At 43.8% G+C, this 14,453-nt stretch carries 8 protein-coding genes; all 8 read left to right on the forward strand.

Features of this window, described 5'->3' with window-relative positions; all coding sequences use genetic code 11:
* Window positions 1-92: 92 nt before the first annotated feature.
* The 8 genes from BLS59_RS17640 to BLS59_RS17675 all read left to right on the forward strand — a co-directional run bounded on the left by BLS59_RS17640 (window position 93) and on the right by BLS59_RS17675 (window position 14,322).
* Entirely contained in the window at window positions 93-3,500 is a 3,408-nt protein-coding gene (locus BLS59_RS17640) for a SusC/RagA family TonB-linked outer membrane protein (protein ID WP_091151035.1), read from the forward strand.
* Window positions 3,501-3,526: 26 nt separating this feature from the next.
* Window positions 3,527-4,981, forward strand: coding sequence for a RagB/SusD family nutrient uptake outer membrane protein (locus tag BLS59_RS17645; RefSeq protein WP_091151037.1), 1,455 nt, complete (start codon window positions 3,527-3,529; stop codon window positions 4,979-4,981).
* A 59-nt stretch (window positions 4,982-5,040) separates the two neighbouring features.
* On the forward strand, window positions 5,041-5,841 hold the full coding sequence (locus BLS59_RS17650) for a hypothetical protein (protein WP_091151039.1): 801 nt from the start codon (window positions 5,041-5,043) through the stop codon (window positions 5,839-5,841).
* Window positions 5,835-8,438, forward strand: a complete 2,604-nt coding sequence (locus tag BLS59_RS17655; RefSeq protein ID WP_091151041.1) for an alpha/beta hydrolase family protein — start codon at window positions 5,835-5,837, stop codon at window positions 8,436-8,438. Before BLS59_RS17650 ends, BLS59_RS17655 begins: the two co-directional genes overlap by 7 nt.
* A gap of 22 nt (window positions 8,439-8,460) precedes the next feature.
* Window positions 8,461-10,836, forward strand: a complete 2,376-nt coding sequence (locus tag BLS59_RS17660; RefSeq protein WP_091151043.1) for a glycoside hydrolase family 2 protein — start codon at window positions 8,461-8,463, stop codon at window positions 10,834-10,836.
* Window positions 10,837-10,985: 149 nt separating this feature from the next.
* The gene (locus BLS59_RS17665; RefSeq protein WP_091151046.1) at window positions 10,986-11,576 is read left to right on the forward strand and encodes a GNAT family N-acetyltransferase; all 591 of its coding nucleotides are present in this window, start codon (window positions 10,986-10,988) and stop codon (window positions 11,574-11,576) included.
* Window positions 11,577-11,615: 39 nt separating this feature from the next.
* Window positions 11,616-12,569: a helix-turn-helix transcriptional regulator gene (locus BLS59_RS17670; protein WP_091151048.1), complete on the forward strand. Its 954-nt coding sequence runs from the start codon at window positions 11,616-11,618 to the stop codon at window positions 12,567-12,569.
* 523 nt (window positions 12,570-13,092) lie between these two features.
* Window positions 13,093-14,322, forward strand: coding sequence for a site-specific integrase (locus tag BLS59_RS17675; protein ID WP_162842677.1), 1,230 nt, complete (start codon window positions 13,093-13,095; stop codon window positions 14,320-14,322).
* The last annotated feature ends 131 nt before the right edge of the window (window positions 14,323-14,453 follow it).

Consider the following 14,453-nt stretch of genomic DNA (forward strand, 5'->3'; position numbering starts at 1 on the left):
CCAGAAGTGCTATCAACACCCCTGGTTGTCGTTTGGAACTCAATTAATCAAAAAATCAACTGTTTACCGCAGTATGCCGAACCGTGGAAAGTATGGGCAGACTGCTTAACCAAACCAAGAAACTAATGTACAGAAATTATACAAAGAAATTCGGTATACCCGACAGGCTATGCCATAAAATACTGCTGATTATGCGCCTAACCACCGTAATACTTATAGCATCACTTCTACAGGTAAGCGCAGCAACGTTCGGCCAGCGCATTACTATAAGCCAAAGAAACGTTCCCTTGGAATCCGTTCTTAAAGAAATCAGGAAACAAAGTGGTTATGACTTTTTTTACAATGGTAAGAACATTTCAAAAAAACAGGAAGTCAGCATCAACGTAACTAATGCAGAACTGGAAGATGCGCTCAACATCGCCTTTACCGGATTACAACTCGAGTACACAATAAAAGGCAAGATCATTACTATAAAAACGAAAGAAGAACCAACTTTTATGGATAATATCATAGCCCGATTTCAGGCGATTAATGTTCGGGGAAAAGTAGTTGACGAAAAGGGACAACCTCTTGTCGGCGCTTCTGTTTCGATAAAGGGTGGTAAGGGAACCACGACGGACAAAGATGGAGGTTTTGTTTTAACAAAAGTAGATGAAAAAGCTATATTAGTAATTTCTTTTATCGGTTATTTAACAAAAGAGGTTAATGCAAATGCTGATTTAAGTGGCATTCCTTTGGAGGTGAGCAATTCAAAATTAGATGAAGTGCAGGTGATTGCATACGGGACCACGTCAAAAAGGTTAAGTACCGGAAATACGACCACGATAAAAGCCGAAGATATTGAAAAACAACCGGTTGGCAATCCTTTGCTGGCCCTTCAGGGGCGAGTATCCGGTTTGTTCATCACCCAGGCGACGGGTTATGCCGGCTCAGGAGTTACTGTCCGTATCCAGGGACAAAATAGTATTGGTAACGGCAACGATCCACTGTACGTGATCGACGGGGTGCCTTTCAGTTCACAATTGCTGACGACCATGAATAATGTTGTCGGAAATTCAGGCCAGGGCAATGACCAGAATTTCCGGCCGCTGAACGGCAACCCGATGAATTATATTAATCCGAATGATATTGAATCGATCGATGTCCTGAAAGATGCAGACGCTACAGCCATCTACGGTTCAAGAGCAGCAAATGGAGCAATTCTAATTACCACTAAGAAAGGAAAAGCGGGCAAGCTTTCTCTAAATTTCAGTTTGGAAAGCGGACTGGGGGAAGTAGCTAGGAAAAACACCCTGCTGAACACCCAGCAATACACTGAAATGCGGCGGGAGGCTTTAAAAAACGACGGGCTTGAGCCGGATACGACCAGGGATTATGATTTGTTCGATAAATATGGCTGGAGTACGTCACGTAACACGGATTGGCAGGAAGAACTTATAGGGAATACAGCCAAATACAATAATTTTCAGACTACGATAAGCGGCGGCAGCAGTACGGTGCAGTACTTATTTGGCGGCACCTACCGCCGGGAGACTTCGGTCCTTCCGGTTGAATTTGCGAATCAGACCGGCGCCGTACATTTCAATGTGACGGCAAACTCCCTGAACAATAAGTTCAAGATGTCTATGACCGGTAATTATGTTGCCGGAAAGAATCAGCTGCCCAGCATTGATCTGTCGCAGTATACTTTGATGAGTCCCAATGCGCCTGCCTTGCGTAATCCGGACGGATCATTGAATTGGGCCCTGGATGCGGGCGGAGGTACGACCTGGGGTTATCTCGGTAACCCTCTTAGGAACCTTGAAAACAGGTACACCAATACGACCAGTAACCTAATCACCAATATGGTCTTAAGTTATAACCTGTTGGAGGGTCTGGACGTGAAAGCGAGCTTAGGCTACAATAAATTACAGAGTGATGAAGTTCAGCTCTATCCGATTTCCGGGCTACTTTACAGCGAGCAGCAGGATGGCAGAGGCGGGAATACGCTGGGCACCAATAAGAGCGATTACCTGATCATAGAGCCGCAGCTGACCTACCGGAGAAATTTTGGGCCGCTTAAAGTTGACCTGCTGCTGGGTTCAACAGTCCAGGAACAAAATACAAGTTCGCTCAGTATCGGGGGAAGCGGGTATACCAGCGACAGCAACTTGGATGATCTGAGTTCTGCTGCGACCATTAACTTTTTCTTTTCCGATAAGGCTGAATACCGTTACAATGCCATTTTCTCGCGCTTGAACCTAAACTATAATGATGAACTGATATTAAACCTGAATGCAAGACGGGACGGCAGTTCAAGGTTTGGCCCATCCAACCTGTATCATACCTTTGGAAGTATCGCGGGTGCCTGGTTATTCTCCAGCCGGGATTTCATCAAAGAGTCTTTGCCGTTTTTAAGTTTCGGAAAATTAAGCATGAGTTACGGGACTACGGGCAGCGACCAGATCCCGGGGTATTTGTACCTGGACCTGTTTTCCCCTACCTATAGAAATCCCTATAACGGGATCGCCGGTGTGCACAGTACAAGGCTGTACAACCCGGCTTTGCAATGGGAAGAAACCAAGAAACTTCGCTTTGGCATGGATTTAGGTTTTCTAGCAGACCGGGTGCTGCTGGCCCTTAATTATAGTATTAACAAATCATCCAATCAATTACTGAACTACAACCTTCCTGTCATTACCGGCTTTGGTTCGGTTTCCTCCAATTTTCCCGCGACGGTGAGAAATCGCAACATCGAGCTTTCCTTGACCAGTACGAACTTTAAAAATAATTCATTCACTTGGACCACAAACCTGAACCTCACGGTTCCAAAAAACAGGCTGGTGAAGTTTCCTGATATTGAAACTTCTTCCTACGCCCAGTTCCTGGTCATCGGTGAGCCCCTGAATGTCTTTAAAGCCTACAAATATGAAGGGGTTGATCCGGCTACCGGTGCCTACCAGTTCCGGGGGGCAGATGGGCAGCTGACTTCAAGTCCGAATGAGCGGACAGACCGGACTGAACTTATCCGCAGCGATCCCAAGATTTACGGTGGATTCGGAAACACATTCAGTTATAAATCTTGGTCACTAGATATCTTTTTCCAATTTGTAAAGCAGACTTCCAGAAATTTCAATTTCGGTTCCTATCCGGGTGCTTTTCCGCCGGGAAGCGGAAATCAACCGCTGGCGGTCCTGAACCGCTGGAAACAGGCAGGAGATGTTGCTGACATCCAAAGATATAACGCTGATTTCAGCTATGCTACAGGCAATTTCCTGGCACCTAATAGCGATAAAGGTTTTTCTGACGGTTCGTATGCCCGGTTAAAAAACGCCTCCTTAACTTGGACGGCCCCGCAGACCTGGCTGAATACCTTACGCCTGGCTAACCTGAAAATATTTGTACAGGGCCAGAACCTGCTGACGATTACGGGTTATTCCGGGCTTGACCCTGAAACCGCGAACCAGCTAAGCCTGCCGCCACTTAGGATGCTAACCGCCGGAATTAATGCTGCTTTTTAATTGCTAATTGACTAAAATTTAAAGTTATGACTAGTAAAAATATTATACTGAACCTAATTGCCCTTGCCCTGATCAATACGCAGGTGGCCTGCAAAAAGCAGTTGGAAGTGAATGTGCCAAGTTTTGCGAGCACGACGGAAAAATCCTTCGAGACTGATTCCAAAGCGGCAGCTGTCATGGCCGGAATCTATTCGGATCTGAGTAACAGTTCGGCTTTTGCGGTATCAATCGCTGCCGGACTATCCGCTGATGAGCTGATGCCATTTAAAACTCCAGGGGTCGCCACCATTAACCTTTATAGAAACAACTTGAATGGGCTGAATAGTGAAACGGTTGGGATCGATTTCTGGGCCCCTTTTTATCAGGTAATCTACTCCTGTAACACAGCGATCAGCGGGCTTGGTAAATCAATAACACTGAGCCCGGAGATCAGGAAAAGATTCCTCGCCGAAGCCAAATTTACAAGGGCTTTTGCTTATTTCTACCTGGTGAACCTGTACGGCGATGTGCCGCTGATCACAGAAACGGATTACGAGAAAAATCGCCTGATGACCAGGACTCCCCGGGAATCCGTTTACCAGCTCATCATATCAGACCTAAATGAAGCTGAGGCCGGCCTGGGCGAAGCCTACATGGATGGAACCCTCAAACAGCCGTCAAATGAGCGGACACGCCCGGTCAAATGGGCGGCTGCGGCGCTGCTCTCCAGGGTATATTTGTACCGTGCGAACTATGCTGAAGCTGAAGTTGAAGCGGGAAAAGTGATTGAACGTACTGGGCTTTATAGTTTCGCTGGTATGGCTGATGCGTTTTTGAAAAACAATTCCGAAGCCATTCTCCAATTGCAGCCTGTTGGCTTCGGGCAGAACACCAAAGACGCACAATGGCTGGTCATCCCTCCGGGCGGAGATGTTCAACCCTTTACCCTCGGCACGAGTCTAAACGAAGGCCTGATCAAAGAGTTTGAACCCGGAGACCTCAGGCGTACTAGCTGGATCGACTCGATCACGCTGGGAAGTGTTAAATCTTTTTATTCATTTAAGTATAAGGTTTACCAGGGCTATTCACCGGAGCTGACGGAGTACACAACTTTGATCCGCTTACCGGAGATGTATCTGATCCGCGCTGAGGCAAGGATCCAGCTGGGCAGGATCGGTGAGGGTATCGCAGACCTGAATCTAATCCGCCAGCGCGCGCGCGGGCCGCAAACCGCGCAGGTTTTAGACCCTTTGCCAGCTTTATCCGCAGATCTCTCGAAAGATGCTGCCCTGGCCGCCTGCATGCACGAGCGGAGGGTGGAACTGTTTACAGAATGGGGACACCGCTGGCTGGACTTGAAACGGACGGGCAAAGTTGACCAGGTAATGGGTATCGAAACACCGAAAAAAGGCGGTGTCTGGAAATCAACTGCGCAATATTATCCTTTAATAAACTCGGAGCTCAACCTTTCCCCGAATGTTAAACAAACCCCGGGGTATTAACTAGCTATATAAATCCAGATGCAGCCTGCTTGCCGGGCCGTACCTATTAAATAAAAATCATGAAAACGTTAAAAGCAATTAAAATATTGATGGGATTGTTTTGCCTGCTGCTGACGCAGCGGTCATTTGCACAGCAATCCGTATCTGCTGCAGATTCCCTGGACAGGTATTTCTTAAAACTCAGTGAGACAGAAAGATTCAAAAAGGAGAATCTAAAGGAAATTTCAATGCGGCTCGCTTCGCTGGAAGGCCCGGCTTTTCAATTTGTATTGGAAAACCAGGCGGAAATTGAGCAAGTTCTTGGCAAAAACACAGTTAAAAACAAGATCTCGGGTTTGATTCTGAAAGAAAAGATCCAGCCTCAGATCTGGAAAGATACCGCCCGCAAAATTCCTGTCAACGCAGTTCCGGCCTGGGAAACGATGCGTAAACAGCTTCAAAAGAAATATGGCCGGTCAAACGCTGACATGGCTGTCCTTTCTGCGAAATTTGAATTTTTTGATAAACAGAAGGACAGTAAAAACCTCGCGCTTGCGTTTATGGAAAACATTGACAGGAACGGTCTGGATACTTCCGGATTAAACAAGGTGTTTTTCAACAATCTGATGTTCCAGGTGATGCTGCCGAACCTGGAGAGTCCTGCACTGTTGCTTAAATGCGCAAACTGGATGCGTTTGGTCATCGACAGCAACCCTGTGATGTCCCCTGACCAGATTGACACTTATGCAAACCTGCTTTATAAGGCGAAACATGTTAAGGATGCGATGATCTGGGAAAAAAAGGCGATGGACCTGGCTCCGGATGTTGCGGCGTTTAGGGAAACGTACGAAAAAATGGCTAAAGGAATTCGGACATGGTGACAAGAAGTTTTGGTATCGGTTTGCTGCTTATTGGTTTGCTGACCCTGATAACAACGGCAAATGCTCAAAAACCGGTCATCGATACCAGTATAATCAAACATTATTCTGCCCTGGAGTGGAATGACATGACTGAAAATGGACGGTTTTTTGCCTACATAGTATCTAATCAGCCGGCAGGCAAGACGAGTTTAATCATATCCTCCACCGACCAGCGCTGGAAAAAAACGCTTGTCTTTCCAGAGCCGCCGCAGGTCAGCTTTAGCAGGAACAGCCGTTTTTTACTGATCCAGAATGCGGATACTCTTACACTACTGAAGACAGGAGGCGGTTCTAACCAGCAAATTAAGGGAATTTCCAGTTTCAGACTGACATTTCATAAGGGAGTGCAGTGGCTGGTTTACACGACAAAAGCTAATCGGGAACGCTTAATCTGCAGAAATCTGAACACACAGCAGTCCGTACAACTGGATGAGGTTAAAGATTTTGAGCTTAGTCCTTATTCCGATCATTTAATTGCCCATGTCGGTAAAGCAGAGAAAACAGTCTGCTACCAGATGAGTACGGAAAGCTCGCGGATGATCTCTCCGGGAAGAAATGCCGGAAATTACACTTGGCAAAAGTCTGGAAATGCGGTTATTTTTACGGAAAATACAGAGCGCAACTGCAAGTCTTTAACGCGGCTGATGCAATTTGACTGCCAAAATTCCCGCACATCTGTACTCATTCCAGATTTGAGCAAGCTATCCGCCATTCCATTTGAAGGCGTACGCGGACTCAGTGAAGAAGGTGACCTAGTACTGCTGAAGTACGAACAAAAGCCGACTCAGGTTGAGGAGGAAAACACGGATCATCCACAAATATTCAGTACTGGGGATTGGGATCTGACTGGGAAGCAGCCTGACCCTAGTGTTCGTAACGAGACTTACAGTTTTCATCTGCATCAAAAAAAAACGGTGCTAGTACAGCGTGGCCGGGAGGAGATCATCAGTTACGAATTTGGCCCTTTTATACTGATCAAGCGGGACCTTCCGCAATCTATGGCAGAGCGTGTTACTTATAGGAAAAGGGATTCCAGGTATTACCAGGTCTCCACGGCTACAGGGATGCAGAAAGAACTCAGTTTTTCCGGTGACATTTGGCCCGCTACGTCCCCCGGGGGCCGATACCTGAAAGGTTATCGAGACGACTGGCACTTGGTTTTGTATCATCTTTTCAATGGTAAAAAAATTGACCTGGACAGTATGATAAACGGCAGATCTGGAACGGTTCCTGTTAGTGGAAGTGTACTAAGGTTTCTGGCCTGGATGCCTGGTGACGAAGGGGTCCTGGTCGGTGATCAGCATGACCTTTGGAAGATAAACCTGGAAAAAAACAAGGCGACTAACCTGACCAGGGGCTTCGGAAAAAAGAAGAACACGGAATTCACTGTGCTGGAATCCCAGATTTGGGACGGGATTCTCCATTGCGAGGCAAACCGGCTCTTACTGAAAAGTAAAAACAATTTAACCGGGGACGAAGGATTCTATGCGATTGATTTCAGTTCCGGCTCGGTTCCTGAAAAGCTCTTCAGCGGAAGGTACCATTTCGCTGATCTCAGCATGATATTATCCCGACGCATCCAGAATTGGAAGGCAGGAAAAAAACAAAGTTTATATCCTATTGTCCGTGAATCTGCAGCAGATGCCCCCAATATGTTCCTGACCCGGGACTTTAAAACCTTTGAGGCTGTAAGCGATATCGCCCCCCATAAAAACTACAACTGGATGAGCAGCGAATTAATACATTGCAGGTCTGAAAAAGAAGGTGATATCAGCGCGGTCTTGTATAAACCGGAAGATTTTGACAGCACAAAAATATATCCTGTGATTATCTATTATTATGAACAGATGACCCAGGACCTGAATAATTTTCACCGGCCTGAGCTTTGTAACGGGGCCATCGATATTCCCTGGTTTGTCAGCCGGGGGTATGTGGTGTGTACACCGGATATCCTGAATACCAGGCACACACCAGGACAAACTGCCCTTAACAGTGTCATGGCTGCTTACCACCGATTGAAGAGGATGCCCGGAATTGATAGCAGCAGGATCGCTATCAGCGGCCATTCCTTCGGCGGATTTGAGACCAACTTCATCGTAACACATACCGGGGTATTTGCCGCAGCTTACTCCGGAGCCGGGCTGGATAACCTGATCAGTCATTACGGGACAGTTGAAGATGGGATACCCCGAGGTCAGAGTGATGAGTTAGCACAGGTTAACCTAGGAACAAATCCCTGGGCCAACCGCTCCGCTTATATTGAAAACTCCCCGATTTTCCATATCGGAGAGGTCAGCACCCCGATCCTGCTGATGCACAACAAAGGCGATTCCCGTGTTCCGCATGCCCAGTCGCTGGAGTTTTTTGTAGGCCTCCGGAGGTTACAAAAGAAAGCCTGGCTGCTGGATTATAAGGATGAGGGGCATACCATTGACCGCTACCAGAACCAGTTAGACTTTACCGGGAAGCTTACGCAATTTTTTGACCATTACCTCAAAGACAAGCCTGCCCCGGGTTGGATGACGGCCGGAGAAAGTAAACTTAAACCCACTCCATAAAATTAAATAACACACATTACAAATGAAAGCAAAAAATTCCCTACTTATAGCCACTGCTTTGGTATTTTCAATCCATAGCTTGGCCCAGCAGCCCACTTACAAGATCCAATCTGTCGCGATTCAAACACGTTGGGCGAAGGAGGTTTCACCTGCAAATGCATTGAAGGAATATCCTCGACCACAATTGGTAAGGTCTAATTGGACTAACCTGAATGGTCTATGGAATTACGCGATCACTTCAAAAGATGCTGGTAAACCTGCATCTTTTAAAGGACAAATTTTGGTGCCGTATCCTTTGGAATCCGCTTTGAGTGGCGTGAAGAAAGTATTGCTGCCAACACAAAATTTGTGGTATAAAAGGACGTTCGTTAAACCGGTTGCCACCACTGGTGAAAAGGTGGTCGTGAATTTTGGAGCGGTAGATTACCTAGCAACCGTGTATGTTAATGGCAAGGAAGTCGGCAGTCATGAAGGCGGTTACACCGAGTTTTCTTTTGACATTACCTCAGCGCTTAGAGATGGAGAAAATGAAATCGTGGTTAAAGTATTGGACCCATCGGATCAGGGCGTTGGTCCGCATGGTAAGCAAGTGCTAAACCCCGCTAATATTTATTATACACCAAGTTCAGGCATCTGGCAGACGATATGGATGGAGGTCGTTCCTGGCGATGCTATTTCATCATTGACGATTACTCCTGATATTGATAAGGGTGTAGTAAACGTGACTGTGAATTCGGCAGCCTCATCTCCGGTTTCCCTTTTCGTGGAGGGTAAAACCATTACCGGCAAGTCTAACTCGCCCATTGCAGTGCCTCTTGCTGATGCCAAGTTGTGGAGCCCTGGAAATCCTTACTTGTATCAATTCACTGCGACACTCGGATCAGATAAGGTATCTTCATATTTCGGGATGCGTAAGATCTCTGTCGCTAAAGATGCTGCCGGAGTAGACAGGATCATGCTAAATAACAAGCCCTATTACAATCTGGGTACACTCGACCAGGGATTCTGGCCGGATGGTTTGTATACTGCGCCAACTGATGAGGCTTTGGCTTTTGATATCAAGGCGATCAAAGCGATGGGTTTCAACACCATCAGAAAACACATCAAAGTAGAGCCCGCACGCTGGTATTATCATGCAGACAGACTGGGTATGCTGGTTTGGCAGGATATGGTGAATCCTAACCAGGGTTTGCCTGAAGGCAGTAAAGCTGCTTTTGAGAAAGGAAGTGCAGAAATATTGAAGCAACTGCACAACTACCCATCGATCACCACCTGGGTATTATTCAATGAAAAATGGGGACAGTACGATCAGGAACGTTTAACCAAATGGATCAAGACCACTGACACTTCAAGAATTGTCAACGGGCACTCCGGTGAATATTTATATGTGAACGAGCAACTTCGCTCACCTTCACCTGATGCATATATCAATGCAGATATAACGGATGTACATTCATATCCTGATCCAATGAATTCTATAAGAATGGATGGTAAAGCTCGAATTTGTGGAGAGTTTGGTGGTATCGGGGTGTTTATTCCGAATCACCAATGGCTCACTGGCTCTGCATGGGGTTATATTCAGGAGAAGCCCGCGGCGTTAATAGCAAAATACAGCATTATGAACCAACACCTGCAACTTTTTAAGAAAGAGGGTTTGTCTGGGTCAATTTATACCCAGCCGTTTGACGTGGAAGGGGAGCAAAATGGGTTGATGACTTACGACAGGGAAGTAATTAAAGTACCATTTGCTGACTTGAGAAAGATACATAGCACATTGAATCCTGACTTAGCTTCTCCAAACTGGCTTTCTATGGTCAAAGACGTGACCGCTATGGATGCGGACTTAACGGAGCCAGCACAACTGTACAGCAATCTGTTCCAGCAATATATTGCTGGTAAAAAAGATGCCCAATTTTTAAAGCAGCTGGCTATGATGGCCACCCAGGCTGGCGACAAAACAGGGGAAGCAAGAATCGGCAGGGAATACATCGCTACCATGAAAACACCGCTTAGTGATGATGATGTGAACTCTGTAGTACAGTTTACCAAAAGTTCTAAAGATGCTGGCTTTGCCTTGATGGTGAAGCAAGCCGATCAGTTTAAAAAAGTGCTTGGCGATCGCAAATACACTGTTGCTATGATGAATATGATCTACAAAGGTGATATGGAATCGATGATACAGCAAAAGAAAAGTTGGGACGAGATTGGTGCAATAGTAAAAACCTACGGTGCGCCCGGTGAAGAAATGCTGCTTCGTGCAAAAACCATTGATTTCTACAATACGCAAAATTGGGAGGGCTATGTAACTGTAGCTAAAAGCTACCTGGAGAAGTACGGTGCAAATTTAAATGAGAATGAAAAATCGATGTTTCAAAAGGCAATCGATGATCATCAATAGCAAATTAACAAGGGAAATTAATGCAAATAAATTTTGGTCAATTTAGTTAATAGTAGAATCGCAGTGCGCATGGATATGCGCCTGCGTTTTTTTTGTAAAGTGCCTATGAGATAAAAAATTACAAATAATCATTTACCTATTATACATCTATGTTAAGAAAAGCAATTGCAGCTGATAAACCTATCGTCAGCGAGATTTTAGTGAAGTCCTTTAGAGAGAATTTGAGTGTGAATTATATTACTGGTGGTTCGGCAAATCAGAAGCGCATTCGTTCGTTGATGAATTATGCCTTTGAGGTGTGTTTTTTATTTGGGGAGGTGCTAGTTTCTGAAGATGCGCAGGCCTGCGCATTACTGGTTAATCCCAAGCGTAAGAAAACAACTTTTAAATCGCTATTGCTTGACTTGGGTTTGGTCTGGAACTGTATTGGATTTTCCAAAGCTCTAGCGGTCATGAAGCGTGAAAAGCGAATACACCAATTACAGGTTTCCGGTCGTGTTGCTTACTTATGGTTTATTGGTGTGGAACCGGGTGCCCAGCATCAGGGCATTGGCTCCCGCTTATTGGACGAAGTAATCGCTTGTTGTGAAAAGCAAAACAGGATGGTAATCCTGGAAACTTCGACATTGAAGAATATTCCATGGTACGAGAAGTTTGGGTTTCGGGTTTATGGCCAGCTGGATTTTGGTTACCGGCTGTTTTTTATGAAGCGGGATTTGTTCTTAGATTTTCGCTCCTGATATTCTTAACCTTATCTATCATCTACTCCCTATCTACTTATGTTAGTGTTTAATTCTGAAATGCATCTGCTGACTTTTGTGTTTGTAGTGCTTGAAATGGGTATGCTGTTTTTTTACCAGCTGCCGCATTATTTATCTAAACCTGATGATACTTCACGCTTGTGGTATTTGATTCTTTTGGCTTTACTGGTCTTATATAATGTGACCGGCGGGTTATTTCCTGATCCGGAAATTCCAATCCCGATCATTGTGCAAAACATTATCGCTTATGGTTCGGGCTTTTTAATGGCATCTTACTTTCCTTATTTCTTTTATCGTGGTTTGGGTCTGGAAAAGCTCCGTTTCCATGCGCTTTTTGGCGTACCGATATTTTTGATATTACCTTATTTGTTCTTTTTTGGACTAGTGTATGCCATTAACGGCGATCTGGAATTTGCCATACACTGGGGAATGGTGATCCCTTTTATTTATTCGGTGGTGATTGTGGTCGCAATTTTAAATGCGATCCGGGCTAATTTTAATGAGCAGGAAGAAGATGGTTATTCCGTTACCAAAACAGAAGCTATTGCCTTGTACTGTGCGGTTGCTCCCTGGGTATGTATGACTCTATTTGCTTATTTCCATGTTTGTCAATGGATCGAGGTGTTGTGCACTAATCTTGGTTTTGTACTGATTACGATCATTTTTATCTCGCATTCGGTGAAACGCGATAAAATCAGAGAAAGGCTACTCAGAGTAAATGCAGAAATGTTTGATGTCCTTACCGTGGAAACTGAGGAGCTTTTCCTATTTAATTGCAGACTGTTTAAAATATCGGATAGGGAGGTGGAAATAATAAGACTGGTACAGGAAGGATTGACCAACAAAGAAATAGCAGACCGGATATTCAGATCGGAAAAAACTGTTGGAAATCATCTGATGAGAATTTATTCCAAAACCGGTGCAAAGACGCGTACCGCACTCATTAATATTCTGTTAAAAAAACAGGTATAATTCATTCATTTGGTCCTGGATTTGTTATCTTTGTATAGATAAGTTCTTTAAACAAATTTAAGTAAGTACAAAGTAAACAGGTCGCTTTTTCGGTCGCCTATTGCCTAAGTATATTCTTAACATATTGATATTTAAAAGGTTGTCTGCTGGTGTTCGAATCCCAGCGGGATCACTGAAAATCACCATAACGCCCTGTAGGTCAAACACTTACAGGGCTTTTTTTTGCCTTGGTAAAACATAGGTAAAACATTGTTTTACCAGTTTTTTAGCTATAAAATTAGCCTAAGGTTCCGATCCCCCGGGGACTCTGTGATGTTAGCTCGATTCATATCAAGTTATATCAAACTATTTACCCCTCCCAAAATCTTAATATTGGTCATTTCTGATTCATTCAAATCATATCAATTTGTATCATATTGTTCAGGCTAGTCAATATGCCACCCCTTTTGAACGTTATTTAAATTACCATTGCATTTATTCACTTAACTCAACTGTTATGACTTCGATAAAAATTTTCCCCAAAATGAATAAGATCAATAAGTATGGGCATGCGCCAATCTATTTGCGCTTAATAAAGAATCGCCGCATAAAATATCTGGCATTAGATATTCATATTGATCCCAAGGATTGGAATGAAGAAATTTGCAAATTAAATCCTGACGCCAACAACGCAGAACAGATCAATAGCTATCTGGAAATCAAAGAAGCCGAGGCGCAGAATACAGCGCTGGAAATGGAAATTAAATCGAACTTAGTAAGCTTATATAATATCAAAACAAAAATTAAAGGCGTAAAGCCTGTAGATTTTTTTGCTTTTTTCGAAAAAAGAATTCAGGAGCGTGACGAGGAACTTTCGATAGGATCTCTAAGGCGTTACAAAAGCGTTTTAAAAAAATTAAGGAACTTCAGTGGTAACGAGCAACTTTATTTTGACGAACTCAATGTACTATTCATCCGAAGGTTTCAAAATCACCTGACAGATGATTTGCATAACCATATCAATACCATTCAATCTAACCTAAAAGTTATCAGAGCTGTAATTACAGATGCTATCGCGGAGGAATTGATGCCCATTGAAAAAAATCCATTCAATAGGATAAAGATCAAATACCAGAAAACGTCGCGCGAGTTTTTACTAGACGATGAATTAGAAAGATTCGAAAAGTTAAAACTTGAAGAAGACACAAGTATATTTCACCACCGAAATATTTATGTATTTAGTGCTTACTCGGCTGGTATCAGAATTTCGGATCTGCTGACGCTGCGTTGGAAAAATTTTGATGGCAAACATCTTTTCTTTAATATAAGAAAAAACCAGGAAGATATAAGCATCAAACTTCCTAATAAGTCATTAGAAATCTTAAATTACTATAAATGTTTAGCTGAATCAAAAAATTGCGAGGCATTTATTGAACCTGAGAGTTTTATCTTTCCTTTATTGAAAATCGCACCTAATGAAACCGATAGGCTTACTATCCATAATGGGATTTCATCTGCAACAGCATATACCAATAAGAGCTTAAGACTTTTAGCCAAAAAAGCGAAAATCTGTAAGAATATATCTTTTCATACAGCAAGACATAGCTGGGCAGTACGGGCGTTACAAAAAGGGATGAGAATCGAATATGTCTCAAAATTAATGGGACATTCTTCCGTAACACATACGGAGGTTTATGCCAAAATTTTGAACCAAGAACTGGATAAAGCTATGGATGTGTTTAATGCTTCAATTGAAAAATTATGCTCACACTAACACACATTTTTATTTTTTGATGTATGCTATTAGCCAAAATATTTAACACCGTTGTTTTCCGCTAGTATTCTCAAATATCGCATAACTAATTTGTAATCGTTTTATTTCGGCGACTTACATCATACGAAATT

The organism is Mucilaginibacter pineti (genome assembly GCF_900101875.1).
In the GTDB taxonomy this organism is placed as follows: Bacteria; Bacteroidota; Bacteroidia; order Sphingobacteriales; family Sphingobacteriaceae; genus Mucilaginibacter; species Mucilaginibacter pineti.